General features: G+C 41.7%; 29 protein-coding genes, 2 pseudogenes and 1 other annotated feature. All 31 genes and pseudogenes read right to left on the bottom strand.

Annotated elements, in window-relative coordinates; translation table 11 throughout:
* Positions 1-77: 77 nt before the first annotated feature.
* The 31 genes and pseudogenes from RAC89_RS25410 to RAC89_RS25275 all read right to left on the bottom strand — a co-directional run bounded on the left by RAC89_RS25410 (position 78) and on the right by RAC89_RS25275 (position 25013).
* On the bottom strand, positions 78-416 hold the full coding sequence (locus RAC89_RS25410) for a hypothetical protein (RefSeq protein WP_306616530.1): 339 nt from the start codon (positions 414-416) through the stop codon (positions 78-80).
* 805 nt (positions 417-1221) lie between these two features.
* A complete protein-coding gene (locus RAC89_RS25405) occupies positions 1222-2028 on the bottom strand; it encodes a metallophosphoesterase (protein WP_306616529.1) in 807 nt (268 codons plus the stop codon).
* Positions 2029-2067: 39 nt separating this feature from the next.
* Positions 2068-2883: a hypothetical protein gene (locus RAC89_RS25400; protein WP_306616528.1), complete on the bottom strand. Its 816-nt coding sequence runs from the start codon at positions 2881-2883 to the stop codon at positions 2068-2070.
* Positions 2884-3061: 178 nt separating this feature from the next.
* A complete protein-coding gene (locus tag RAC89_RS25395; RefSeq protein WP_306616527.1) occupies positions 3062-3553 on the bottom strand; it encodes a GNAT family N-acetyltransferase in 492 nt (163 codons plus the stop codon).
* Between the two features lie 185 nt (positions 3554-3738).
* Positions 3739-4305, bottom strand: coding sequence for a GNAT family N-acetyltransferase (locus tag RAC89_RS25390; protein ID WP_306616526.1), 567 nt, complete (start codon positions 4303-4305; stop codon positions 3739-3741).
* A 216-nt stretch (positions 4306-4521) separates the two neighbouring features.
* Complete coding sequence (locus RAC89_RS25385; RefSeq protein WP_306616525.1) at positions 4522-4737, bottom strand: bacteriocin immunity protein; 216 nt, start codon at positions 4735-4737, stop codon at positions 4522-4524.
* 63 nt (positions 4738-4800) lie between these two features.
* Positions 4801-5724, bottom strand: a complete 924-nt coding sequence (locus RAC89_RS25380) for an alpha/beta hydrolase family protein (RefSeq protein WP_306616524.1) — start codon at positions 5722-5724, stop codon at positions 4801-4803.
* A 307-nt stretch (positions 5725-6031) separates the two neighbouring features.
* Positions 6032-6490, bottom strand: coding sequence for a GNAT family N-acetyltransferase (locus RAC89_RS25375; protein ID WP_306616523.1), 459 nt, complete (start codon positions 6488-6490; stop codon positions 6032-6034).
* 71 nt (positions 6491-6561) lie between these two features.
* The gene (locus RAC89_RS25370) at positions 6562-7560 is read right to left on the bottom strand and encodes a phosphotransferase (protein ID WP_306616522.1); all 999 of its coding nucleotides are present in this window, start codon (positions 7558-7560) and stop codon (positions 6562-6564) included.
* A gap of 102 nt (positions 7561-7662) precedes the next feature.
* Positions 7663-8058, bottom strand: a complete 396-nt coding sequence (locus tag RAC89_RS25365) for an NUDIX hydrolase (protein WP_306616521.1) — start codon at positions 8056-8058, stop codon at positions 7663-7665.
* Positions 8059-8091: 33 nt separating this feature from the next.
* A pseudogene (locus RAC89_RS31785) lies at positions 8092-8175 on the bottom strand (hypothetical protein); the annotation flags it as partial.
* A gap of 201 nt (positions 8176-8376) precedes the next feature.
* Positions 8377-8946 carry a GNAT family N-acetyltransferase gene (locus tag RAC89_RS25360; RefSeq protein ID WP_373430107.1) on the bottom strand — a complete coding sequence of 190 codons (570 nt, stop codon included), beginning with the start codon at positions 8944-8946 and terminating at the stop codon, positions 8377-8379.
* A gap of 213 nt (positions 8947-9159) precedes the next feature.
* Positions 9160-9678: a DUF5662 family protein gene (locus tag RAC89_RS25355; protein ID WP_306617786.1), complete on the bottom strand. Its 519-nt coding sequence runs from the start codon at positions 9676-9678 to the stop codon at positions 9160-9162.
* A gap of 15 nt (positions 9679-9693) precedes the next feature.
* Positions 9694-9953 (bottom strand) — a binding site (T-box leader).
* A gap of 141 nt (positions 9954-10094) precedes the next feature.
* A complete protein-coding gene (locus RAC89_RS25350; RefSeq protein ID WP_306616520.1) occupies positions 10095-10568 on the bottom strand; it encodes a GNAT family N-acetyltransferase in 474 nt (157 codons plus the stop codon).
* A 170-nt stretch (positions 10569-10738) separates the two neighbouring features.
* Positions 10739-11266, bottom strand: a complete 528-nt coding sequence (locus RAC89_RS25345) for a histidine phosphatase family protein (RefSeq protein WP_306616519.1) — start codon at positions 11264-11266, stop codon at positions 10739-10741.
* A gap of 348 nt (positions 11267-11614) precedes the next feature.
* Complete coding sequence (locus RAC89_RS25340) at positions 11615-12634, bottom strand: serine hydrolase domain-containing protein (protein WP_306616518.1); 1020 nt, start codon at positions 12632-12634, stop codon at positions 11615-11617.
* Positions 12635-12845: 211 nt separating this feature from the next.
* Positions 12846-13568 carry a metallophosphoesterase family protein gene (locus RAC89_RS25335; RefSeq protein WP_306616517.1) on the bottom strand — a complete coding sequence of 241 codons (723 nt, stop codon included), beginning with the start codon at positions 13566-13568 and terminating at the stop codon, positions 12846-12848.
* A 219-nt stretch (positions 13569-13787) separates the two neighbouring features.
* Positions 13788-14300, bottom strand: coding sequence for a hypothetical protein (locus tag RAC89_RS25330; protein WP_306616516.1), 513 nt, complete (start codon positions 14298-14300; stop codon positions 13788-13790).
* A gap of 69 nt (positions 14301-14369) precedes the next feature.
* On the bottom strand, positions 14370-14597 hold the full coding sequence (locus RAC89_RS31865) for a DUF6199 family natural product biosynthesis protein (protein WP_483874688.1): 228 nt from the start codon (positions 14595-14597) through the stop codon (positions 14370-14372).
* Positions 14587-14901, bottom strand: coding sequence for an immunity 53 family protein (locus RAC89_RS25325; RefSeq protein WP_306616515.1), 315 nt, complete (start codon positions 14899-14901; stop codon positions 14587-14589). The genes RAC89_RS31865 and RAC89_RS25325 overlap by 11 nt, the downstream gene beginning before the upstream one ends.
* A gap of 588 nt (positions 14902-15489) precedes the next feature.
* Positions 15490-15825 (bottom strand): NAD-dependent epimerase/dehydratase family protein, encoded by a 336-nt coding sequence (locus tag RAC89_RS25320; protein WP_306616514.1) that lies wholly within the window; start codon positions 15823-15825, stop codon positions 15490-15492.
* A 124-nt stretch (positions 15826-15949) separates the two neighbouring features.
* On the bottom strand, positions 15950-16648 hold the full coding sequence (locus RAC89_RS25315) for an ABC transporter permease (protein WP_306616513.1): 699 nt from the start codon (positions 16646-16648) through the stop codon (positions 15950-15952).
* Complete coding sequence (locus RAC89_RS25310) at positions 16641-17564, bottom strand: ABC transporter ATP-binding protein (protein ID WP_306616512.1); 924 nt, start codon at positions 17562-17564, stop codon at positions 16641-16643. The genes RAC89_RS25315 and RAC89_RS25310 overlap by 8 nt, the downstream gene beginning before the upstream one ends.
* 181 nt (positions 17565-17745) lie before the next feature.
* The gene (locus RAC89_RS25305) at positions 17746-18681 is read right to left on the bottom strand and encodes a sensor histidine kinase (RefSeq protein ID WP_306616511.1); all 936 of its coding nucleotides are present in this window, start codon (positions 18679-18681) and stop codon (positions 17746-17748) included.
* A 3-nt stretch (positions 18682-18684) separates the two neighbouring features.
* Positions 18685-19383: a response regulator transcription factor gene (locus tag RAC89_RS25300; RefSeq protein ID WP_306616510.1), complete on the bottom strand. Its 699-nt coding sequence runs from the start codon at positions 19381-19383 to the stop codon at positions 18685-18687.
* A 157-nt stretch (positions 19384-19540) separates the two neighbouring features.
* Positions 19541-20305 carry an SDR family oxidoreductase gene (locus RAC89_RS25295; RefSeq protein WP_306617785.1) on the bottom strand — a complete coding sequence of 255 codons (765 nt, stop codon included), beginning with the start codon at positions 20303-20305 and terminating at the stop codon, positions 19541-19543.
* Positions 20306-20393: 88 nt separating this feature from the next.
* On the bottom strand, positions 20394-21218 hold the full coding sequence (locus tag RAC89_RS25290) for a MerR family transcriptional regulator (RefSeq protein WP_373430059.1): 825 nt from the start codon (positions 21216-21218) through the stop codon (positions 20394-20396).
* A 6-nt stretch (positions 21219-21224) separates the two neighbouring features.
* Positions 21225-21377: pseudogene (locus RAC89_RS31780) on the bottom strand (NUDIX domain-containing protein); the annotation flags it as partial.
* A gap of 688 nt (positions 21378-22065) precedes the next feature.
* A complete protein-coding gene (locus tag RAC89_RS25285) occupies positions 22066-22389 on the bottom strand; it encodes a DUF7666 domain-containing protein (protein WP_306616509.1) in 324 nt (107 codons plus the stop codon).
* A 571-nt stretch (positions 22390-22960) separates the two neighbouring features.
* Positions 22961-23263 carry a hypothetical protein gene (locus RAC89_RS25280; protein WP_306616508.1) on the bottom strand — a complete coding sequence of 101 codons (303 nt, stop codon included), beginning with the start codon at positions 23261-23263 and terminating at the stop codon, positions 22961-22963.
* A gap of 949 nt (positions 23264-24212) precedes the next feature.
* Complete coding sequence (locus RAC89_RS25275; protein WP_306616507.1) at positions 24213-25013, bottom strand: hypothetical protein; 801 nt, start codon at positions 25011-25013, stop codon at positions 24213-24215.
* Positions 25014-25033: the final 20 nt, after the last annotated feature.

The raw sequence follows: 25033 nt of genomic DNA, 5'->3' as shown, positions 1-25033 counted from the left end.
CGGATCATGAGGCACTATTATCGATGGGGTCAAAGTAGGAGCCGGCTAGTTCTACCCTTCATTTAGCCCTATCTCCCCTAAAATGTGATATGCAGTCTCCCATTTTCATAGATCTGAATCTCATGCGTTGCCATCATGAAATCAACACCGGTCGAGTATCCTTGTTTTTCAAGATCTTGTATACCTGTTTCATATGCCGGGCGATTTACAACCAGTGTGTAATGATATAGCTTTTGACCGTCAACGAGATCGATGTCGCTCAATTTGATGTCCTCACCAAAGAGCTGCTTGAAGAAATGAAATGCCTCATCTTGAGAGTGAAATTCTGGGAGATCGGCTTCAAATTGGCGGGTTAATCGCTTATACTTGCCATTCAATAAATGGAAGTAAGAACCTAAGTTTTCTTTAAAAATCATTAAGAATTTTCTCCCTATCTGCACCTACCAACCTCATGATAATAATCGGTTAGTGGTGTACGTGATATGGTCCAGTTAGACCCTAGAAGCTTGTATGTGGATGTTGCATATACTTTAGAACCCTTCGGGATCACGCCGCCGCACCGCTTACACGTATGATCTTTCCGAGTTGTCACATACTTCCCTTGGTTTACCTCGGGCATCTACCTAACCCCATTTTAACCATAGATTGAGTTGCCACCTAACAGTAACCCTGCATCAAAGACGGTGATAAAGGCGAAAGCAGTAGTGATCTGAAGCTGCCCGCTTTACAAATTATAACATAAAAACCCGCAAATTCTAAAACGATTTGAGCCAGTATTTTAAAATACGAAATCTGAGAAGCGGTCGCCCCATGGTTATTTGATCGGCCGCTCTGGGAATCTCCACGAGAAGAGCCAGAATCGAACTTTCCCCTTGTGTGCGCCCAGCAGCCGACGAGGTTAACGCTCTGCGATGCAGGTGGCCGCGCATCATCTACATTCTATCCGCATACGACGGGTGCGCGTTTCTTGTAAAAAGAAAATGATTCAGAGGATAAATCCTTCAAGGATAACATTGATCGTCTGAAATGGTGATCAGTGCGTTTTAATATTATAGGACTATTTGGGATTAATAGGACGCAAACTTTCCCATCAGCTAAAAGAAGCCACTTGCGGCACAGGTCCGCTTGCTGAAATAAGGGGGCTGCTGCAGCGGCTATTTGCTCCCCTATTTATTGTGCTATCGTTCTTCGTTAGTTTAACGGCTGACCATTAGTTCTCTATTAGAACCCAATTTTAAAAACTGCAATCTCAGGGAAACATGCCATTCTGATAGGAATCTTCACTGTACCTAGGCCCCGGTTAATGTAAAAGTTTCTACGTTGGTCTAACTTCCTAAGCCCGACATGGTAATTTTTATATGCTCCAATAGTTCGATTCAGAAACCTTATCTGGCCTCCGTGTGTGTGCCCTACTAATAACAAATCATAAGGGAGTTTTTTTTCTTCAATAAAGTTTATAATATTGGGAGAATGTGCGAGCATTATAAAATAATCATAGTTTAATTCTTCAATGTTTAAGGTCAGTCGTTCATTTCCATATATGGAGTTATCAAAGCCATATAATAGAAACTTACCTTGATTGGTTTCTAATTGTGTCCCGCTGTTCGATAATACAGAAACGTTTTGCTCTTGAAGGCTTCGCAATATAAAACTGTACTCTTCATCAGAATACAACTTTTTTCTGAATCCAACTAATCCTTCTCGCTCATAATTACCCGGAACAAAATATATGTTGGGACAATTTAATTTGCGAATTTCCCTTAATACGTTGTATATTTGACTTTTCTTTGAAACCAGGTCTCCGGTAATAAAGACATAGTCAGGATTTACCTTGTTTACAATGCTGCTTAATGAACCGTTGATAAATTGTATTCGACCATGCAGGTCAGATAACTGAACGACTGTAAGACTGACCCGGGATGAGGTCTCCAGTTTATGGATTGAACATTTTACCCACAAAGTTTGAATTGTAAAAAACACGAAGAAAATTAAGAACATAATGAAGACCATTCCAGTAATTCCTTTCATCAGAGTGCTTCCCTGTTATTAAATACAATATTCAACACCTCAAGGCTGCGTCGGCCTCGCCCTGGATCTTATGAAGCTATCTTTTCCCGTTAACGGCGACACATTTGTAGACAGTACAGGAAATCCTGCACGGCTCCACAACCAAAGAGGTGTATGTACATCAATTGGGGACAATCCGCTACCGGAAAGTGCTTTTTCCCACGCCTCGGCAACCGTTTGTCTATCTTCTGCCGACCCGTTTAATACTTCCGGAGAACAAAGTCCTAATTTTACGGTTGCCTGTAAGATGTGTGTATCAGGAGCTACTGTAATAAGATTACGGTATTTCCACTTGACTGCAGTGTATGACTCCAAAACATATAACCAGTAGTTGAAGATTTTAGGACCAGAAAGATAAGGGAACTCAGACTTCCTCTTAATCTGCATAATCTCTTTTAAAGCAGCGATATCAAATTGAACTGAATCGATTAATCCAAATACATCTCCCCTAAGAGAAGATTCAGCGATTCCCTTTGCGACTTTTTTCCAAATCTCCGGGTGACGATTGGGTTGTAGAGCAACACGGTGATTTATCAGCGCGGTTCGTAAATCGTCTATGCTACCCCTGCAGACAGCACTTGGATTAAACACCCACCGGGAGTTAACATCGGTATAAGCTTGTACAATCGACTGCCATAACGCGTAGGAGTTTCTTTGATAATTTAGAGACATCCCAAGAGTCAACACGTTCATTAATTCTTCATCGGGAACAATACCTAAAAGAACATCCTCAGGCATTACCTCTCCACCGAGATGCCCAACGGAATGCATTTGTATCAATAGTTTTACATTCTCTAGAAACTCTACTTTACTCACTGGCATGTAATTCCCCCATGTAAAATTCCTACAAAGATTTTACCATATCCATCCATCTTTTGGTCATTACCAATAAAAGCTCCTATTGCAGAAATCTGCCCTTTAGCTTAACGCGGCTACCGAATAATGCCAGCAGCCGCGTCTTGATTGAGCTATCGTTCCCAGTTAGCTCAATGATTTAAAGGTATGCAACCATAGTTATTGATGTATCAAACATTCCAACTTTTATAAAACCGAATCGTTGATATAATTTCACTGCTGCCAAATTACCTGGGTCTACACTTAATGATACTCCCTTTATCCCTTTCTCTTTCATTTCATTGATAAGCATTTTTAATAATGCAGTTCCAATTCCTTTTCCTCGATATTCCGCCCTTAATGCCATGCCTAGTTCTGGTATGTCATTACTAACATATCCAAATCCCTTTTTGTCTTCAATAAAAAATCGTGCAGTAATTGAGCCCAATAAGAGGCCATCGCCATTTACTGCAATGAATCCCAGATCTCCTTCTTTACCCCAACCTTCCACATACTTAGATAAGAAGGGTTCATAAATCACATTTCGGTTAAAGGGTATTTGACCTTCTGGGACATATAGAGATTCATACAACATTTCCCACAAAAATGGTGTATCCTGCTCTGTTACTGGTCTGATTGTATACGAATTCATCAGTCAATACCTTCTTTTCTGTTTAAAAATTTGAATCTATGTATGATTGTTATTGATAATCTAAATATTAAATGAAACATTGTTCACTATCTTGGTATACAACTCTGCCTAAACCACCCCGATGGTTCACAGACATCAAAGTTGCCGGATGACTGTTCGTCATGATGCTATCGTTCGCAGTTAGTTCAAAGCTGAAGTCGTTCAACATATTCGTCCTTGGTCAATCCAAACAAGATGGAATCATAATATCTTCCATTGGTATAGTACACTTGGCGACGTACTCCTTCTTGAACACATCCTACTTTCCTAAGCATTGCAGCCGAGGCCTCGTTCCCTTCAAGAACGAAATTATTGAATTTATTAAGCCTGCGCTCAAAGAAAGCATATTTTAAGAGTATATTTATGGCCCTAGTACCGTAACCCTTCCCTCGATTATCTCTGTCAATTTGGATCCCAATGCTAAACGTACCGTTTCTTTCGTCAATACTGTTTAAATTAATTCCACCAACATTTTCACCATCCAAATTTTCAATGGTAAACATAAGACGGTTTGACGAAAAGTCAGAAAATCGCTCTATAAAAGATTTTGCTTCTGCGAACGTTGGTGGCAATTCAACTGCACACTCTAGAAGGCGCCGTGCAGGTGTATCAAATCGATTGATATAGTGACTTTCCCAATCTTCTGGTTGTATCGCACGCAACCTTATCTCTTCATCTTGCCAAAAATAGTTGCTGTAATCTATATTTCGCATGGGCATACCTCCAACTATTAAGGATACTCATTAAATTTTAACCTAAATCTTAGCATCTGGTTGGTTACTTTTGGTTATAAGTATTCTTACCGTTACTTCAAGGCAAACGGCAACCGATCAGTTGGCCGGCTGCCGTGGTGTGATTGAATTATCGTTTCCCGTTAACGTAATGGAGTTGACATATCCCACGAAGTCGGACGCAATTAAACGGCTACCCTATAGCTGTATTGGCTTATAACTTATAGCTTGCTCAACAACCTGTTCTGGTGTTAATTCTTCTTCATTCCAAAATATTAAATTACTTACTTCTGGATGGGGCACGCTTTTTTTGAGGAGATCAATCATAATATCTATTTCTGCTTCAGATCCTTCAGAATTCATTATCTTTCTTACTAAATCGATCATTTCTTCTTTACTCAACTGGTGCTTCATAGATATCACCTTTCCGGATACTCTAGTTTACATAGCATCCATTATTGGACACAAAAAAGCAGGCTATCTTTCTTGCGGCAGCCGCATTGATTGCTCTAAATTATTATTAAAGAACTCGATTATTTCATTCCTGACTTCATTCCACTCATCTCTAAGGTAGTGGTCTCCATTAGGATATTCAACATACTTGTAATCTTTATTAAGCACCTTTAAATTTTGTACGAATTCTCTGACTTGCTCTACAGGAACCATTTTATCGTTCCTGCCATGGATAATCAGTAACGGGACATTGATTTCATCAGCCCATTCGATCGGCGAGCGTAACTTGTACTCATCGACGTCTATATTGGGTTTCCCCACTAATCGCTCCAGAATCTTCTTCATTTCTTTATCGCGTTTATGGTATAGATCAACCAAATCAGTCGGTCCGCTCATGATGACGGCTGCTCGAAGATCTAGCGGCTTCCTAATCGCTAAATACGTCATTAAGCCACCTCTTGACTGACCGAGCATAACTTTCCGCTCGATATCTACATAAGGTAATTGCCTTGCTACATTTACAAGATTCAATACATCATTAATATCATCGCCACCCCAACGGTCGTATCCTTCCCCTCCATCATTTCCCCTGTATTGAGAGGCGATAACAACGTATCCCTTTCTCGCTAAAAAAGAAAAAAACGTTGATAGATGCCTGGTTTCTATCAACGAGCGATTTTCAGCGCCGCCGCGGTTATAAATTAATAGCGGTGCCTTCCCCGTCATTTCTTTGGGTTTTACAATAAATCCAACTACTTTGAGTCCGTCACTTCGGTAATAAAGACGAAATGCCTCAGTGTGATCTGAGTGGTAGCTTGGTATCAGCTCGATACGTTCTTGATGCAAAATGAAACCATCTTCTTTATTAATTTCCGGCACCACTAACCCTCCTTGTAGCGATTTTTTGCAATAAGAATCATCGATAAGAATAAATTCATTGTTTTCCATAAATATCCTTTAATTAATAAAAATTTACCATCCAATAAAATAACAGTTTACATATCATCTAAAAGCAGCCGCGCAAGCTCTTATAGCGAAAAAGCGCAAGCCACGGATCTGTCCAAATTTACTCCTGGCGGTCGATTGGCCCTCCGTGGAACACTGAATAATAAGCTCAAAATCCAAGCAGGACGAGCTTATTTTTTCTTTAATATGCTCTTGTTTTCTATTCCATCCATTTCTTGATCCAGCAACCGGTAGTTGAACTCGTTCCAAGATAGCGTAATGAAGCCATTCGTTACCCGCAGCTTCAACATTATAATAATATTTCAAATTCAATCTCGTGACGAACAGGTATCCCATCGAATCCAATCATCGGAATTGAAGGCTTTATTTTTCTTGCTTCAGTGATCGCATTTTGATGAACTGCCTTTATGTCAAAACCCCGTTTTTGATAAAAACGAATAGCTTTTAAATTGTCGTTTGATGTAATTAACCAAACTCGTTGACAGTTAACTGCCTTCGCCTTCTCAATAACTAAATCGATCAGTTTAGTCCCTATACCCTGCCCCTCAACCATGCTGTCAAGAGAGACAATTTCACATTCCTTTTTACAAATGTTATATGTTAGTAGTCCCCTTATTTCATCATCGATTAATACAATATATCCTGGCAATTTATCTAACGAATGTACTTGTCCTCTGGATATGATAATTGATCCTCGAAAATCTTTAATTTGCTCTTTGTACATATCATTAATTTCTTTTATCATCATCGGTTTATCCTCCATTGATACCGTTGACTATTTTTAGGCCACGTTCTTCGTTAGCGTAATCTACCGAGCAATTATATTCCTTTTAGCCATTCTTCAATTTTATTAATTTCCTCTGCATATCGCTTAATAGCTAGTATAGTTCCAGCAACCTGTTCAGTCCCAGCTTTCTGTTCATCTTGATCCGTGCAATCAATCCATAAAGACCTCTTCAGACTATATTCTAGCCAGTCCAACTTCCCTAAAAATCCACTTGCCAATATCATTCTCCAGTTGGCATGAATTTGGTCCTGTGTTGTTCCTTTATAACCATCTATGAAAGATAAGAATTTGTCTTTGTTAATCTCGCCAGACTCACTTTCAGACCAATAAATAGCCGTTTCAATTAAATCTTGTTTAGGGTTTCTGTATCCTGCACATTCCCAATCTATCAGGACTGGTTTATCATCCCACAAAACATTCTTTGGGTCTAAGTCTCCATGACTAATGACCATGTCTGATGAAATTTGCTTGGCAGAATTTATCGCTTCGGCGCTCCAATCATAAAGCATTTCAATGTTTTGTAACAATAAACCTGTCCATTCTGCATTACTTTGTTGCCCTTTATACAAATAGAAGTTCCAATTAGTTGGTTCCCGTTCTTCAGAGGAATTAAGCATTATCCCAAGGTCTGAAAAATCCCCAGTATGTAGAGACGAAAGAATGCTACCCATTATTATGCAATGATCCGTATTTATTTCGCCTGGCTTTAGGTTTTTGCCATCCGTCCATTCAAATACGAGACAGAATTGCTTACCCACTTGTTGTACAGAAACTCCATTAAACTTCTTAGCTGGTAGAGCTGGAACATAGTTTGCAGCACGATTAGCGATAATTTCTGACCTAATAAAGTTTTGCATAGCCGTTGGTCTGCTCATAATTTCCGGGTTTAACGCTTTGATTACATATTTACCTGAGGTGGTTTGTACTGAATACATACGATGTAATAAACCGCCAGATAACGCAGTAGGGGCTACTGCTATATTACCAAGCCCTAATTCATTACATAAAATCTCAATTTGACGAGGGTCCATTCATTATCCACCCTTCTCCCTAATTTCTTCCATTTCAGTGTAGTATGCTCGCCGTTAGCGCAAAGCCAGCGCGTAAAAATCCCGAAATTCAGTTGCAGCTCGTTATATGAACTGCTCCTCATGCAATTTGCGAATCACGATTTCGTGTGCGGGAAAAGCGATCCGGGGGAGATCGTCATAAGAGAAGTAGCCCACTTGGTCGATGTCGTCTCCCGCACTAAGCTCGCCGCCGGTCACTTTAACCATAAACCAGATCATGACGCTCTGCTGTTCGGGATTATACCATTCAGTGCCTATGTACGGCTCACCATAAAGGGAACAGACAGTATAAAGGGAGGTAAGCTCTATGTGCAGCCCCGTCTCTTCCTGCATTTCACGCTTCGCCGCCTCATACACGTCCTCTCCCCACTCCACATGACCACACGGCACACACCATTGCCCGCTGTAGCGCCCACGCTTTCGACCAAGTAACACCTTGCCGTTTCGAATGAGGATCATAGCTACGCCTGCCGTAGGATTTTGATAAAAAACAAATCCGCACTCGCTGCAGACCAGCCTTTTCTTCTCGTTAAGTCGCAGGGCCCCCCCACATTTGGGACAAAAGCTGTATCTCAATAACAATCCACCCCCTCATAAGGAAATCTATAGCCAGTTTTATCTTACTTCTGCAGGCCTTTAAATACATGTTGCGAGTAAATTATTTCTCGCTCTGATCAGGCAAAGCCAGTAGGTCTAAGTCTTAACATTACTACGCCAACAATACCTGGCGGTTCGCTATCCAGCCGTAGAATGAACTCGTTAGCGGAATCCTCCTTCTCAGAATTCATACCCCTTAGCCTTGGAGAATACCTTTATATCCGTCAAGTTACCTGATTCGTTTAAACTTAGATTACGTAGTGTACCTTCCAACATAAAACCAGCTCTCTCCGCAACCCGAATACTTGACGCATTTCGCCGATCACATCGTATTTCGATTCTATTCGCCTCAAGGGTATTTATTGCAAAATTGGTGATTCCGATAACTGCTTCGGTCATTAACCCTTTTCCTGTTTGCGATGTTCGCAGCCAGTAACCAATTTCAAATTTCCGAACATTCCAGTCAAAACGGTGCAGCCCGCTACTTCCAACAAAATCCCCTGTTAGCTTATCTATTATGTGTAAAACCAAATCTGTGCGCTCCAAAAAGTTAAGTCTGGCTTTGCGAACATACGATTCTGAATCATCAACTGAAGGGAGGTGCCTTAGGAAGGGCAACCAAGGACGCAACTCACTTGCACTCTCGTGGATTGCCTCGTTCACGAGGGAACCATCCCCCCATCGAGGAGCTCGAATAATTAATCGATCAGTCTCAAACTCTTCAGGAAATGAAAGCAATATTGGGTTAATAGACATGGCGTCCCCCCAAAACAATGTATAAATTGAATAGATATTACCATGTTCTGGATGGCCCATCAACATGAATTTTTTTGAACAAATCTAGCCGTTAATTCAATGAAAACAGGGAACAGCTACTAGAAATGAACTGCTCCCTGATTATTGAGCTATCGTTCGCCGTTAGCTCAATGGATTCCGTTGAGTGGATGTCAGAAGTTCAAGCTCTCATTTCGTTTCCGGATGAACCACTATTTTATCTATAAGGTTTAGATTAGACTCTTTTACTTTTCTCCCCCATTTTCTTGAAAAGGAACGCCAATCACACACCATCTCGACTACATACTTCTTTGGCATGGGCAATGCCTCCTTTGTATTGGGGTTAATCACCCAATACTCCCAATGGTGCTTATTTTTACGTTGGTGGCGGAGCCAGGCATATTTCCAATTTAACTCATCCTCTTGGTTTAAGGGTTTTCCAGAATAAAATTTTTTGGCGTAGGGAAAGAACTCAGCTGGTGAGAATTTAGATATATCATGAATAATACCCTCGATATACAAACCCTCCTTCCAACATTCGATCAGAACATTAAGTTTGTGGTTAAGGATATATAGAAAATACCTCCAGTAAGCCCTTATCAATGGATTTATACTCCTCTCCAGAATATATTTCATTCCACATGAAAAGACCCTATGATTCTCAAGGCTACAGAATTCTTCAATAACTAAAAAAATAAAAAATCCCACCTCCAAGATTTATTTCTTGGGGACGAGATTTCGTCGTCGTGCCACCCCAGTTCGCTACTCTGTCTTCAGACGAGCCTTATCGAGTACGGCATAACAGTGCATGCGTAATACTCTAGCTCTGTAACAGGAGCTCCTGTCACACCATCCCCTGAATGGCTCAAGTTCCGATGTGATGCTCAGGGTCTTGGTTCAATAAGTTCTCCTTTACTCCTTTTCATCTACCGGAGCTCTCTGTTAAAGTACAACTTATTTACTCTTCCCGTCACCGCATTTGTGTAATTTTACCAGTTGGGAAATGGGTTTGTAAATACTTAATGGTGCAAGTATCCTCCAGTTACTTCAATGTAATATGGGAGCAGCTGCGGTGAACTGCTCCCTTGATTGTTCCACTAACGTTCCTCGTTAGAATGGGTTACTTATAAAAGCAACTCCCACTTTTCCTCAATAAGCTCTTGGTTCAAGAGTTTTCTGGTTCTACTTTTGACTATTTCAAAACCAACCGATTGATATAATACCCTTGCTGCTTTTAATGAACTATTAGTCCAAAGAAACACTTTCTTGTATCCTGCATCACTACAAAATTGGATAGCACGCTGTAGCATGGGCTTCCCATAGCCCATATTCCTGTATTCTGATTCAATTAAAAACCATCTCAGCTGAGCTGTACCTTCTTCATATTTCATAATGACAATTGACCCTTTAGGGTCATTTTCAATCTTTAATAGCCAAATGTTATCCATTCCCTCACAACGATTATTTGAGAATTCAGATATAGCATCTGCAATAAAATTGACAAAGTCAAAATCATATTGGAATTCATCTGTGTAGATTCTTCGATGTGCTTCAATTATGTACTCTACATCCTCAGATGTATTAGCTATTTGTATCAAGTAATCGCCCCCGCGTTAAGTTCTTATTCACTCTCATGAACGCATAACAAATAGTAACATTTTATTCCAGTATATTGTCCGATAGCGCAATAAAGCTGCCGGTCGTTGTCGCGGCAGCTTGTGTAGGATTAAACTATCGTCTCCCTTTAGCGTAATGCTGCTACTTACTTCTATTTGTAATACTCAATAATTGAAGCATGTGGAATTTCGCCTATTTCTCCTACCAAGGTACGAAAAGCCATGCCGTGTCCAGTAATAATCACCTTTTGATATTCAAGGTACTTATCAATTACCTTCTCTATCCGGTTCTTCAGAAGTTCCTTGGACTCCCAAAGTTTAGTTACACCTGGAGGATAGATTCCACTGTTAGCATCGTAATCATCCCCAAGTTCTTTAAGCCTTTGCAACGAATCATATTCAAATGTTAAGTCCGGTTGCCATTCCCTTAAGTCGAATTCAACCGATATTTCTAAACCAAGTTCCTTAGATAAAATAGCAGCCGTTTGAAGTGCTCTTGGGTATGGAGAAGAAATAATAATTTCTGCTTCTCTTAAACGTTTGTCTTTTGCTGTCAAAGTAACTTGGCTAACTCCTTTTTTCGTAAGAGGTACCAAATCCCGACCATGCCCCTTTAATTTATACTCTTCATTTATGTCCCATTGAGGTTCACCATGGCGAATGAGATAAAACTGCGTCATTAGAATCTTCCTCACATATCCATTTTTTGTATTAATCTATTCGCCCTTAAGGAGCAGCGCGGCTGCTCCCTGGTTTGGTTCAACTATCGTGCATACATATGTTCCCGTTTAAACGATTTCGTCTAACTAGAGTTATACGTAATTAAGTAAAATTGCAGGGAGGCCCCAATACCAGGGCCGCCTCCGAAGATTCCCCAACTGCCATCTGCATTCTCTTAGGCATCCGGACAAAACAAATAGTAACGTGATGATTGAACTAGCGTTTCCCATTAACTTAATGAGACCGCCGATCTTACCGGCAGTCAGTCTCGTCTGATTGTTTTATGAAAACTATCGTATCCCGTTAAGTCAGTAAGTGAGTTTAGAGTATTGATTTAACGCCATCTCACTGAGGTTGCCGAACCGTTGAATATCTGAGATATAATCAAATCCATTTTTTCCTCCAAAAGTCCACAGACTATTTGTCATCCTTACAACCACTGCTTTATGTTTAGGTATAACAGTACATGAACAACCTGACGCACCGAGAATTTGGTAAGTCCCTTCAGGAAGCTCGGGTCCAATTTCAGAGTTTGTGACATTCTTATCTTGAATCCACCAAAAAGATCCAAGCCTAGGTAAGTGAGGCGCTAACGAAGAAGGGGTCAGAACAGACGTAACACATTCAAATAATTCCTTGGGAAGAATCTGATTCCCTTGAAAGGACCCTTCATTAAGATGTAAGTTCCCCCATAGGGCAAGTTCCCTTGCGCTTACATAGAGATTACGGTCACTACCTTCATTTGATTCAAGTCTTAAAGTTGGGTAGCTATTGGGATCATTAATATCACACACTAAAGTCTCCTTACCAGCGGTTCTCCATTCGGTTTGAGTCATACCTAGTGGTTTGAAAACTCGTTCATTTATTATTTCAGCAACAGTCTTTCCTGTGGCATTCTTAATGATAGATGCCAATATTTCAGGCCTTTTCCCTTCGAAGGACATACCCTCTTCAAACTTACGTAATACGCCGTTTCCTTGGAATTGTAAGCCTGTTGTTCTTGTAACTAAATGCCTTATTGTTGTGTTACCGAGAACTTCGCTGTCATAATTCATAAGATAGCTTCTAATTGGTTCATCGAGGCTTTTTATTGCACCCTCATGTATGGCGATAGCAGCGGCAAGACCAACATATGTAACCCTAGTTGAATAAACATTAAATTGAGAAAGTTCATCCACTTTCCTGGCACCATTATGGAAATGGTGAAATCCAGAGTACCATTCATGTACGATTTTGTTATCTTTCATAACGCATATTGCAGCTGCCGAAGCAGCAATACGATTTTTAATTTCATTTGTGTATTGGTCCAACTCATTAAAGAAACCCATATGCTTTACCCCCAGAGATAGAATGCCTGTTCGTATACATAATAGCGATTCTTCTTGATTTTGGAAAGGTCTTCTTGTTTCCCTGAGAATAAAGTTGTTTAAAATGGCCGCAAGAAACGCAGTAAACCCGGCCCATGGTGCTGGCTGGGCAAGAAATAAAGTTGTTTAAAATCATTGAACTAACCTCTCCCGTTAGTGCAACAAATCGCTTCTACGCCAATTGCCCACCATGGAATATCTTCAGAATAAATTCCCGTTCGGGTACCAGCAGTTGATGATAAGATTGCAAAAACTCCGTATTATCGTAGGGCACTTCGATTAACTCTTCGTTGAACGCATTCTCTGTTAATGTAACAATACCGTATCTTGCAAGCGGTTTGTCGTAACATCCTAATGCACCAGGATTAAAATAAGCTCTTTTGCTTGCAACAAAGTCATGGACAATGTGATGATGTCCGAAGCAAACCAGTTTATAATTGGTTTCGTTGTAAAGTCGATCTAAATTCTCCTCTGTCGGGTTCTTTTCAATATCCATAAACCAGCCATCTGGGGTGAGATGATAATGAGTGAATAGCAGTTGTTTATCGAAATGATTAATGATTAGTTGCTTTGTCCATTTACTCATCACTTCGATGTACACTGGGTTGATTCGGTCGGCCAACCACTGGTGATGGTGCCGTATACTTTGGTGCCCTTCTGGAGCCTCCTGACCACGAAAAGCGGCTATTACCGCTACATCATGATTACCTATAACAAAAGAAACATCGGTTCGTGACAATAACAATTCAAGTACTTCGTTGGAATTGGGTCCAATACCGACCACATCCCCCAGGCAATAAATGTGATCAACACCCCTAGAAGAAATATCATGAAGTACTGCCGCTAATGCGGGGCTGTTTCCATGAATATCAGTTATTACAGCTAATTTTATCATCTGTACCTCCAACACTACGTTTAAGTTTTGGATTAGATATCAATGCAACAGTTCCTTTATCCTTCCGTTAAATTGATAACTTTCCGCAAATCTGTCCTTTAGCTTAACGCGAATCATGGAGCAGCTGCCGCGCGGCGATCCGCACCCTAGTTATTGCGCTATCGTTCGCCGTTAACGTAATGGAGTTGACATATCCCACGATGTCGGACGCAATCTTACTCAGATATAACCGGCTTTGTGCAGAAGTTTCAAGTATCCTTCGTATATGGAATTACCTAGAACACAATCACTTTTGTCGATTCCCCTAAAGATGAATAACTGATCTATTAATTTCTCGCATAGTCCTTGTATCGTAAAGCCACTTAAGATATGCCCATCCTCACTTTCTAGGACTACTCGCAGTAGTTTCCCGTGTTGGATGTTCTGCCACATTGCTTCTTTTTCATTAGCAGGTGGCGGATAAGCCATGTTACATCGTTCTATCTCACCTTGAATACGAACCTCATCTGGAGAAAACGAACAGCTTAATACTTCAGCATTCGAGATTTCATAACATTTCACGATGTTATTGAAATTCGCAAGAGGGTCTTTCTTTAGATCGTCAACCTCTTCTATTCCAATCTCTACTGCTTTATATTGGGTCTTCAAAAATTCGTCGATATCCTTAATCGAATATTTTAAAGGCTTATTTGAATTTAGTAATTTCTCATGAAGAAACTGAATAGTTGTCATTAGGTATAATCACCTTTCTCTATTACCGGGCAAAAGCAGTTAACATAGCATCCATTATTGGACGCGGAATCATAGTCCAAAGCCCCCAGAAAAAATACAAAAAACTAGGAATATCCCGAAAATTATTGATACAATTCCGGAAACTTTAGTGTTTCTAATATAGTCTGAATTGGGTTGCACATTCTTAAACAGATTGCCCAATGTATATTTCAGTGCTAGTTGTGGATTGAGTACACTTAATAAGCCCCAAGCTAGTATCGGTAATACAAAAAATGTGAACAGTATTCTATCTACCATTTATGCCCCCACTATTGTCACATGACCAACTATTAAAGACCCCCAGAATTTCGTCCAAATTTGAGGGACCACCCGCGCCTATAAAGGTATTATTTTCTACCCTACAGAAGATCCAGTCTCTATCTTCCCGATCAATTCTTATGCTCTCAAAGGACCTTCCTTCAAGGGTCGTTCCAGCAATATTGACTTCAACATACCATCCTGGATTATCAACGGTTGAGACTCTGATTCCATACATATGCTCCCAATCACCGTCGCATTGCGAAAGGTACCATGTCTGCAGCTTTTTGAGATTGTTTAACATCTAGGAACACATCCTACGGAAAGTAGTTATTATCTTTCCATATTGTACCACGGCCCACTGGAAGCTACCCAAAAAAATGAACGCAGTTAACATATTCACTAAAGGCCGCACAAGCCCTTATAGAGAAAAAGCGCAAGCTCCTGGCGGCGGATGTACATTCCGTGGAACACTGAAAAAACAAGCTCGAATCCGGGTGGAACAAGCTTATTTTTTCTTTGATTTGCTTTAGTTTTCTATATTGTTGATTTCATCAGTTGTAGTTGAACTAACGTTCTCCGATAGCTTAATCACTTTTGCTTATACTCCTCTTGCTTATTTCGAGAAGACCCATAACTAAAAAGGAGATGCTTATAGCCCAGACAATCCCCATCGTCGCAAATGCCAACGAATTATAAGCAGAACTAGTGAACGCTCTTGTTTCGAGTATTCTAGTAAAATATAATGCACACATTGTGAAAAGTACGAAATGACTAAGAATCCAACCGTACCCATGCCTTTTGTATTTAACAAAGAAACTAATTAACATTCCAAATACAGGGAGCATAACGATAAGCAAACCCGCCCTCAATAAGTTAGGAACTTCCTCTTCTAACTGACGCCCTTTTCAACTGCCATTTCGAACAGGTTCAATGTATTATTAATATTGGTTTCCTCCAACATGGGCCAATGATCTTTCGTCGATTGGAATGATTCCCGAAAATAGGCTGCCGTGTGAAATAAGACGTCGCAGCCGGATAAGTCCGAAACAAAAGTATCCGGGTCATTGATATCGCCAGTGATGATCTGTGCATCTGTATCTCCGAGCTGCATTTTTGCTTTAGAAGCTGATCTTGCTAAGCCCTTCACCTCACAACCTTCCTGCGCCAACAATCTGACCAGATTGCTACCTAACAGTCCCGTACTTCCTGTCACAAATGCCTTCATGAACGCTTCCTCCCATAAATCCAAAAAAATTTATTTATCTGTAAATAAATGATTGGCGAACACGGGATCCTATTCCCCATTCACTACCATGGTACGATCCAATGTGCGGGATCAGCTTGCAATACTACAGATCCCCCAATTTATTTACCAGTTTAACGGACAAGTAGACACTTGCCACACCTAAAAGACTAAGTGCCGCATAAAGCAGATCCGGATTCAGCGTGATCCGAAGAAGACCAAGAAAATTTGGAAACTGCATGAGGGTAATGGCACAAATGACCGTTGGGATGACCGCCCGTTTCCAAATCCCAAACCAAAATAGTGGAATCAACGAGGCGAGCGCGACTACAATGGAATGAATAATCATCCGGACTGCATAAGTTATCAGGTCTGCTGCCGTCGGCTTCCCATCAATCACATCAAGTACCTGATCAAGCCCATAGGTCGTGATACCCGCCAGCACAAAGGATACTAGCGTACCAAAGAAAACCGCCAATGCGATAAACAGTACTTTCGCCATAACGAGTCTTCGTCGGCTTAGAGGGTATCCAAAGGAAAGAGCCATTGTTTTTTTCTTATACTCTTCAATAAATACATGATTGATTAAAGACGCTCCAAACAAAAGGAACCCCATCTGGATCGGCAACATCAGTTCAATCGCTGCAGCGTAGCTCTCGCCAAAACGAACCGTCGGCATATCTGTAAACACAACCTCGAGAAAGAAAACCGGCAAAAACATAAGAATGACCCAATAAATCATAACTTCACCGATCACTTTTTTCTGCTCTAGCTTTCTCCATTCGAGTTCAATCAGCTTAAGCAAGCTTATCTCCTCCTTGGATTTGATGATAAAAGTAGTCTTCCAGCGTACTAGTATGTTTCCGGATCTCTTCGATTTCAATATCTTGCGAAATGAGCAGCTTTGAGATTTGCCCGGTAGAGATACCTGCATCATAGATGCGGATTCTCTTGTCCTGTACGATTTTTAGATTGGAAATATGAAGCTCCTGCTCCAGTAAAAAAGCTGATCTTTGCACGTTCGAAGTTACAAGCTCAATATAATCGGTCCTCCGCTGTCTAATGTCTGACAATGACACCTCATCGATCAATTGTCCCTGCTGAATGACGCCGATTCTGTCCGCGACCTGCTCAATTTCCCCTAAGATATGGCTGGAAAAGAGAAACGTGATTCCATATTCCTTGTTTAGCGTTCGAATCAGGTCCCTCATGTCTTTAATGCCTATCGGATCCAATCCATTGGTCGGTTCATCCAGTACGATCAGCTCCGGCTTAGTAATCACGGCTCGGGCAATCCCCAGACGCTGCTTCATGCCGAGTGAGAAATCCTTCACTTTTTTATCTTCGATTCCTTTTAATTGAACCAGATCCAGCGCTTGGTAAATAGCCTTCTTATCATAAAAGCCCAAGTACTCACAGTGAATCTGAAGATTCTCCATTGCCGTTAGGTGCTCAAAAAAGATTGGGTATTCAATTATGCTCCCAACGCGCTTCAAGCTTTCTTTGGAGGTTTCGACAAGTTTCTTGCCAAACAGCATGATCTCTCCTGAGGTTGGAATGATGAGCCCAGTGAGCATTTTCATAATCGTGGTTTTACCAGCGCCGTTAGGTCCCAGCAAGCCGTAGATTTCGCCTTTTTTTACGTTAAGATTGACATTGGATACGATGGTTCTTCCTTTTACTGCTTTTGTCAGTTCAAAAGTTCGAATGACCGTATTCATTTTATCTGAACCTCCCTTGGTTTCACTGCACTTCCTGTTGCTACTTTCTATCATAGACTACAGAATCGAGTTTTTTCTTTCCCATTCCTTACTTGTTTCTTAAGAATGGAACAGCTTTCTGTTCACTTTTAAAACAAAAATAAAAGAGATGTTCAGCAGCAACAGAACATCTCATAAAACGTTAATAAGTTAATTGCTTAAACTTGCAGGTAAAGGTCGTTTTCTCAAAAGGCGAGCTGCTTAGACGGATCGTCCCTTTCATTTCCTCCGTTAGACGTTTTGAGATACTAAGGCCCAGCCCGCTTCCTTGAAATTGCGGATTTCGGGCATCATCTAAGGTATATAACCTTTCGAATACGCGATCCTGGTGCATCTCTGCAATTCCTTTGCCCCGGTCCCAAACGTCAACGGCAACGAATTCTCCTTCATCCCGAACCGTTAACCCAAAAACTCCTCCGTCACTTCCATACCGAATGGAATTCGATATTAGGTTGCTTAATATTCGATGCAGGGCATGCTCGTTACCAAGGATATAAAAGGGGCGTTCAGGTATTTCAAGCTCGACACGAAGGTTCTTTGACATTAGCAGGTCATAAAACTCAAGCACGCTCTGCCGGCAAACCTCGCTCAGGGATAGTTTGCTTAAAGGGATCTCGTAGTCTTCCGATTCGATCTTGACAAGGTCAAAATATTGATTGACCAATGCGATCAGACTGTTCACTTTATCGTTCAGCCGCACATGAATCTGCCGTTCTTCTTGCCTGGTCAACGTTGTCGCCTGATTCAGTTTTTCTGTATAACCCAAAATGATGGTCAGCGGAGTCTTCAAATCATGGGACATATTGGAGATCATTTTCCGCTGGCTGTCCTTTGTTTTGGCATAGTCCGCAATGATCTTCTGGTTATAATCCAGGAGACGGTTGATCTGGATGAGCAACTGCCGAATCGTGTCCTGGTCGGTTGGAACCAGCACTTTCTCGGCCGTTTCATGTTCAATGATGTCTGAGATGTTCTGCATAATTTCATGGATATTCTGTTTGAATTTCCTTTGGGCAACAAATTGCCAGCCAATGATAGCTGCCAATACGCCAATTATGATTAATAATAGAAGAACCATATCCTAGTCGCCCATCTTGTATCCGATTCCCCAAATCGTCTGAATATATTGCGGGGTTGACGGATCCTCTTCGATTTTCTCCCGTAGTCTCCGGATGTGAACATTAATGACGTTCTCGTTCCCGTAATAATCGTCTTCCCAAATCAGTTGATAAATTTGCTCCTTAGTGAAAACTCTGCTCCGATGGGTTAGAAACAGCTTCAAAATATGAAATTCTTTTAAGGTAAGCCGTACGCTCTTTCCTTTAACTTTCGCGGAAAACATATGTAAATCGAGGATGAGATCCTTAAACGAAATCGTAGGCAGATCGGCCGGCTTGCTTTCCGTTTGCGTATATTGCGTCGCCCTTCGAATCGCAGCCTGCACTCTAGCGGTCAATTCTATCATGGAGAATGGCTTGCTTAGATAATCATCCGCACCAAAGCCAAGGCCTAGCGCCTTGTCGAGGTCGCTACCTTTTGCAGAAATAATCAAGACGGGGACAACGCTTGATTCCCGGATTCGTTTAAGCAAATCCATGCCGTTGATCTTGGGGAGCATCAAATCAAGCAATATTAAATCGACCGTCTCCTTTTCAATAAAAGCCGCAGCCTCCTCGCCGTCAAGAGCCGAAAAAACCGTGTAATTCTCCTGTTTTAGATGACTTTCAATCAACTGGGTGATTTCATGGTCATCCTCTGCGAGCAGAATTCGCTTTGGCATATCTTAAATTCCTCCTAAGCATGCTCTGATTGATACGCTTTATAGGATGATGAAGTGCCGATCACCTGGGAAAAGAAACTTTGTTTCAATTTTAACACATTGTGGAAGTAGGATCACGCTGTTCTTTCGCCCACATTAGCTCTTTTCCTAACATAGCTTACAAATGTGAACCGCCGGTTGCATCGATCATCTGTCCCGTTATCCATCGGCCGTCCGGCGACGCTGCGAAGGCGACGATGTCCGCGATATCTGAGGGTTCTCCGATACGTCCAAGCGCCGACATCTCAACGGCAAACTTACGGCCATCAGGCGTGTGCAGCCAAGACGCGTTGACGTCCGTATCGACGATACCGGGCATGACTGCGTTCACGGTGATGCCCCGCGGACCCAGAAGCTGTGCCAGGTGCAAGGTGAACGTATTGAGAGCGCCTTTGGTTAGATTGTAGGTCATGATATGCGGATAGGCAATGCGTGTCACTCCGGATGAGATATTAATAATGCGACCACCGTCACGCAAGCGTCCGAGTGATTGCTGGACGAGGAAAAATGGCGCTTTGACATTGACCGCGAACAGCAGATCGAAGTCCTCTTCTCTCGTCTCTTCAAATGACGAGGATGTGCCGATGCCGGCATTGTTGACCAAGATATCGAATTGGATGCTGCCGGTCCTGCGGATGAGTTCCTCATCTAAGCTCTGAAGGAGCTGATCGATTCCGCCTAGGGAATCCAACTCTGCGCCGACGGCGAAGGCTGAGCCGCCTACTGCTTCGATCGCGGAGATCGTCTCCTCCGCCGCGTCCCTCCGTGTGCCGTAATGTACGGCGACAAGAGCACCTTCAGCTGCGAGGCGCAGTGCGATCCCTCTCCCGATCCCTCGACTAGCTCCTGTGACGACTGCGATTCGGCCTTCTAAACGCTTCATATTCATGTAATCCACTCCTTATCTATTTGTTAATGTTATGATAAACCCTCCCCATAAGGGGAGAGTCAAGAGTGGTTCCCATTTCTTTTCAGATCCGTTCAACCGGCACGACCGCCTCAGCGATTCGCAACTGGCCATAAATATCTTTGTCTGCCGTTAGATAAATCTCCCGGACCGGAATCGTCTCGATCGGACGGTAGCCCTGGTTAGCGATCCATGCCCGCAGCGCCTCACTTGCCTTGCACTTATCTTTATACGGGTCGCATTGATGGATATAAGAAGCCGCTTCCTTAACGCCGGGCAATTCATGAATCGTCACTCTGCGGCTAATAGGGATCGATTTCGAAATAGGAATAGCGACCTCGATGTCCGAAGGCTCTTCATCGCAATTGGCCCTTCTATGCCATACGATCGTCATCTCCCTGTCCGACTCTTCGCCATGTGAGCGGACATACTGCTTTAGTTCATCGAGCAGCAGACACAGTTGGCCTTTCGGCAATAACTCCCGGACGGAAGCGACGAGAATCGGCTCCACACTTCGAAACGAGAACATACCTTCCTCTGCAGCCGCTGCATGCCGTTCAATACGCACGAGGCGATCATCGACCTCAGCAATTTGTCTCTGAGCCTCTTGTATCTGGAGCTCCAGCTCCTTCCGCTTCTCAAGCAGCGTACGCTCCACTTGCATCAGAGTGGCACGTTCGGCCAGCAGCGGTCGCATCATCTCGAGTGTTAAGCCCTGCTCTTTGAACCCTGCAATGCGACGGATGGTTAGCAGCTGTTCCGCTGTATAAAAACGATAACCCGTTTCTTCATTTACCCGCGCAGGCTTTAACAAGCCGAGTTCGTCATAATGGCGCAACGTCTTCACCGTCACACCGCTCAGTTTCGCAAACGCTCCAATCTTGAACATCCAAACACCCCTTTTCGGAGTTTTTTTTTTCGGGTCCACGTATTCATCTAAACCTTTGTAAACTAAATCGTTCACCTTTAACCCTGTCTCTTCCCAAACCTCTCGAATAGCCCCCTCAGTGAGGCTTTCAGGAAAATCAACCTTGCCACCAGGACCAATCCATCCGGTTTATTGGGCTGGTTAAAGACAATTGAAACTATCCTCCCGTTAGCTTAACGGCCGCGGCCATCTTACGAGCAAATTCCTTTAGGCATACCTTCCAATAAGCTTAAAATGCGCTATTAAAATTGATTTTTAGTTTAAGAAGAATTCCCTAACTCACTACTGAGTTCTGTGATAATTATGACCCATCAATAATACCGGCGCTGCGGCTCGTATGTAAGGTCTTGTACTCTCGACCTTTAAGCCTATGCCCTCCAGTAACTTTATATTGCCTGTAGCAGCTAACAATCAGTAGTTATTCAACCAAGCTAAGAATATCGCCGAACGGAAACTATTTGCCACATGTCATTTTTCTTTTTTTGTACTGAATTCAATCTCAAAGGATGGATGACTAGGGCTTGCCGTTCTATGACCTACTCTAATGTGTTGAATGCTTCCACTACAAAAGGCGCGTACTGAGGATTCATCAATGGAGATTAATTTGAAATTCCATTCATTTACTAATCCTAATTTATAGGTGCCACATAAAAATTCATTTCCCTTTTGCTTCACCGGTATGATCCCAGATGCCAGAGTTGACTTAAAGTAGACTTTGGACAAGTTGATGAACCGGGGGAGGAATTCTCCTCTACAACACAGCCAACGGCGAGCTCCAAATTATCCAAACCAGATGCCTTCTTCAATACTAAGATCCATCATTATTTTGATTAAACCAACCTTTATTTTTAGTCATCACTCTTATTTCTCCAATTGGTATTTCCCTTATTATTTTTATCTTTCTGGCTATATAGGTCCCATCATTATAAGGTTCGTAAGGTTCTTCTAAAGGCTCAACTTCAAGATATCTAAATTCATTTGGATTTTCAAATCCAGGGTGCCCAAAAATGATTGACGGATCATCTTTTACAAAATGATATCCTTTGTCATGGATGTACGTTCCACCTATTTCGAAACTAAAACTTTGGAAATTCTTCGACGATAGTTTATTGTTCACTGCATTGATAAACATGAGTTACTATCCCCCTTGTGTGTTCCGCAGCGATATTACTTTTGAAACTGCTTCCTTTGATCAGAGTCCAACCAACGATAAGACATCCATTCATTAGTGACAAGAAAGTCCGGACAAGTTGAGTACAAGTTGCAAAAACTCTTGCAACCCTGTGGGCGCCCCCTGCGCGGCACCCGTTAGTTCGCGCCGCCGCGTTAGTCTAGAACTTTATTTTCCAGTCTAACACGATTTCAGTCCTGGCAGCCGATTCCCCTCCCGTGGAACAATGCAAAAAAGCAGCTCCTCTCCGCTAGGGATGAACTGCTTTTTTTCATTGATGTGTTTCGATTTTCGATGCCAGTGCGTCCGCTTTGTAGACTAATGTAAGAGTAAGTCAGCGGATGCCGGCATCTTTCAATTGTTAACTTTAGTGCTTTCTTCCGTTTGACGCCATATGGGAGCCGTTCTGTTGTCTTATCATCGCTGAGTTCATAAATACCTGTAGACCAAGCCGTAAACTAAAGTGTGCTCCATTGAATTGAACAAGAATGCGAGTCCAATATTAATTTATGTAATCTAATTATACTGGCCATCAATTATCCCATACATCTGGCGGTGTTATAGACGTTAGTATTCTCGATTTTAATGCTTTTTCACGCTGACTAGGTTCAATAACAGTATTGTTTCCAGATGGCGACCACATCACATTATCTGGTTTCAAACTATGTCTAGGCAAGATTGTAGTTGTAGTTCCATCATCATTTTGAATTAACGTTGGAGTTTCTGGACCGGTTGGATCATGGTTATTTTGACCGGGAACCGTACCAAAAAGAATATGTCCAATTTCATGTGCCAAACAACTTTGATTTTCCGGTTTGTTCGAATCCTCCGTCATAATAATGTAATGATATACAGGGTTTCCGACTTGAGAATACGCACATCCAATGGTTTTACCGTCTGGAAATATAGGAAAGGGTACATAAAAAAGAGAGATCCAATTCCCAAAGAGATTGAGTTTAACATCATCCCAATATCTTCTTCGGGCCATCTGTGCGCGAGCGGGGTTATTTGCGCCTGAAGTACTAGCTAAGAAAGGATTAGCACAATCTATATCTCATTGTTGCAAATTAATTTCATTTGCTTCTTGTTGAGTTAATTCTATTGGATTTAACTCCACAAAGGGAATTTTCCATGTCTCTCTTACTCTCATCATGTCAGTTCTAAACCGATCACTTCCGTCCGGTTTCGTTTTCGATGCTCCGGGAAAAAAGTATGCTACCACCACCAAAGACGTAGGAATCCCCCATACTTGCTGTCCTCTTTTCCATTTATTTAATCGCCATAAATACTCTATATGGTATAATTTATCCATCGAGACGCGAAATTAAACATTTGAAAATCCGTGGACTACGCGCGGGCAATACTTCACGGCTATAATATATTTCCATATAGACGTCGCTCCCGACTGGCACGTATCTGGTCAGCTTCTTGCATCAATTCAGCCTCGGTAGGCTCGTTCTGTTTTTCGATTCGGCATTGCCTTGGAGTGCTTTTAGTTTAGAACTTGGTTCACATCAGGATACAATCCTCTCCGGAAGGGCTGGATTACCCGAGTCAATAACCTCTATCATAAGAGAATGACAGTCTCTTTTTCTCATATCTTCGTCCACTGCAAGATCAGCCTTATTAAATTTTCTCTCGCTTTTTCTCTGTCCTCTGCAATAATTAAGCCATATCGTCCTCGGTTCACATTCGCATCTCCTTTCCCATTCACTATCTTCTATAAAGCATCGTCCCGTGGTGGTTAAAGTCTGATAAGTGGTATGCAGTGTCTTTTGAAGATATCATTTTAAAGTCTCATCATTTATCAATGAATGTTTCAAGCTTTTCAATATATTACTTAATTGATCTATGTATACACGATCATACTCATTTGGTTCGATAAGATTCGAGATACGTAGGCTAACTGCGCTTCTCTTGCCCTGATGATTTACGTCTGTAATTAACTCTATAGGATAAAACGGCATTAGCTTTTCTATAATAGATTTTAGTGTATGTGAAGGGTTTAGGAATACTCCGCCCGTTTTTTCATCTGAACCTGTTGGGTAAGCGAGAAAGTACTCCAAATCACCCTTTTTAATGACTTTTACACTGTTAATGCGTACTACACGAGGATCGATTTTATATGGCATTCTAAAGAAGAAATCCATCTTTGTGAGTCGGTTGTCCGGTTCCTCAGATGTAAGTATCCGTGTATCCTGATCAAGCAACGCATCTACAAGTTCTTCTATCGCCTGCAACTGGACTTCCTTCTTACTTATTTTAATCTTTTCCTTTCGCTCTCGGTCGGCCATAAGCATAACTTCCTGTAGGGCTAGTTCCTGAAGTTCAAGGTTTACTGCATCCATAATTCGTTCCTTTTCCAAACTATAGAAGGTGTCAAAAGCATTTCCCCAAGCATCATTAAAGAAATCATCAATATGTAAATCTGAAATTGAAAAACTAAATGAATTATTTGGTCCTGGTATTGGAATCAACTCAATGTAGGGTAAACCATTTAGTTTGAAATTCATTTTCTTTTTATCTTCCATAGAATGAGAAACGAAAACCTCAAATGCAACAGCGTAGGCCTCTAGTGTACTCACTCCCATAACATCTACTTTAT

Origin of the sequence: Paenibacillus sp. GD4 (genome assembly GCF_030846225.1) — a bacterium.
Taxonomy (GTDB): domain Bacteria; phylum Bacillota; class Bacilli; order Paenibacillales; family NBRC-103111; genus Paenibacillus_G; species Paenibacillus_G silviterrae.
Note: the sequence above shows the minus strand (reverse complement) of the source record. Positions and strands in the feature narration are given on the sequence as shown.

Coding starts and splice junctions, on each gene's coding strand:
- RAC89_RS25410 (WP_306616530.1), bottom strand. CDS start 416: ATGATTTTTAAAGAAAACTTAGGTTCTTACTTCCATTTATTGAATGGC.
- RAC89_RS25405 (WP_306616529.1), bottom strand. CDS start 2,028: ATGAAAGGAATTACTGGAATGGTCTTCATTATGTTCTTAATTTTCTTC.
- RAC89_RS25395 (WP_306616527.1), bottom strand. CDS start 3,553: ATGAATTCGTATACAATCAGACCAGTAACAGAGCAGGATACACCATTT.
- RAC89_RS25390 (WP_306616526.1), bottom strand. CDS start 4,305: ATGCGAAATATAGATTACAGCAACTATTTTTGGCAAGATGAAGAGATA.
- RAC89_RS25385 (WP_306616525.1), bottom strand. CDS start 4,737: ATGAAGCACCAGTTGAGTAAAGAAGAAATGATCGATTTAGTAAGAAAG.
- RAC89_RS25380 (WP_306616524.1), bottom strand. CDS start 5,724: ATGGAAAACAATGAATTTATTCTTATCGATGATTCTTATTGCAAAAAA.
- RAC89_RS25375 (WP_306616523.1), bottom strand. CDS start 6,490: ATGATGATAAAAGAAATTAATGATATGTACAAAGAGCAAATTAAAGAT.
- RAC89_RS25370 (WP_306616522.1), bottom strand. CDS start 7,560: ATGGACCCTCGTCAAATTGAGATTTTATGTAATGAATTAGGGCTTGGT.
- RAC89_RS25365 (WP_306616521.1), bottom strand. CDS start 8,058: ATGATCCTCATTCGAAACGGCAAGGTGTTACTTGGTCGAAAGCGTGGG.
- RAC89_RS25345 (WP_306616519.1), bottom strand. CDS start 11,266: ATGACGCAGTTTTATCTCATTCGCCATGGTGAACCTCAATGGGACATA.
- RAC89_RS25340 (WP_306616518.1), bottom strand. CDS start 12,634: ATGGGTTTCTTTAATGAGTTGGACCAATACACAAATGAAATTAAAAAT.
- RAC89_RS25335 (WP_306616517.1), bottom strand. CDS start 13,568: ATGATAAAATTAGCTGTAATAACTGATATTCATGGAAACAGCCCCGCA.
- RAC89_RS25330 (WP_306616516.1), bottom strand. CDS start 14,300: ATGACAACTATTCAGTTTCTTCATGAGAAATTACTAAATTCAAATAAG.
- RAC89_RS31865 (WP_483874688.1), bottom strand. CDS start 14,597: ATGGTAGATAGAATACTGTTCACATTTTTTGTATTACCGATACTAGCT.
- RAC89_RS25325 (WP_306616515.1), bottom strand. CDS start 14,901: ATGTTAAACAATCTCAAAAAGCTGCAGACATGGTACCTTTCGCAATGC.
- RAC89_RS25320 (WP_306616514.1), bottom strand. CDS start 15,825: ATGAAGGCATTTGTGACAGGAAGTACGGGACTGTTAGGTAGCAATCTG.
- RAC89_RS25310 (WP_306616512.1), bottom strand. CDS start 17,564: ATGAATACGGTCATTCGAACTTTTGAACTGACAAAAGCAGTAAAAGGA.
- RAC89_RS25305 (WP_306616511.1), bottom strand. CDS start 18,681: ATGGTTCTTCTATTATTAATCATAATTGGCGTATTGGCAGCTATCATT.
- RAC89_RS25300 (WP_306616510.1), bottom strand. CDS start 19,383: ATGCCAAAGCGAATTCTGCTCGCAGAGGATGACCATGAAATCACCCAG.
- RAC89_RS25295 (WP_306617785.1), bottom strand. CDS start 20,305: ATGAAGCGTTTAGAAGGCCGAATCGCAGTCGTCACAGGAGCTAGTCGA.
- RAC89_RS25290 (WP_373430059.1), bottom strand. CDS start 21,218: ATGTTCAAGATTGGAGCGTTTGCGAAACTGAGCGGTGTGACGGTGAAG.
- RAC89_RS25285 (WP_306616509.1), bottom strand. CDS start 22,389: ATGTTTATCAATGCAGTGAACAATAAACTATCGTCGAAGAATTTCCAA.
- RAC89_RS25280 (WP_306616508.1), bottom strand. CDS start 23,263: ATGACGGAGGATTCGAACAAACCGGAAAATCAAAGTTGTTTGGCACAT.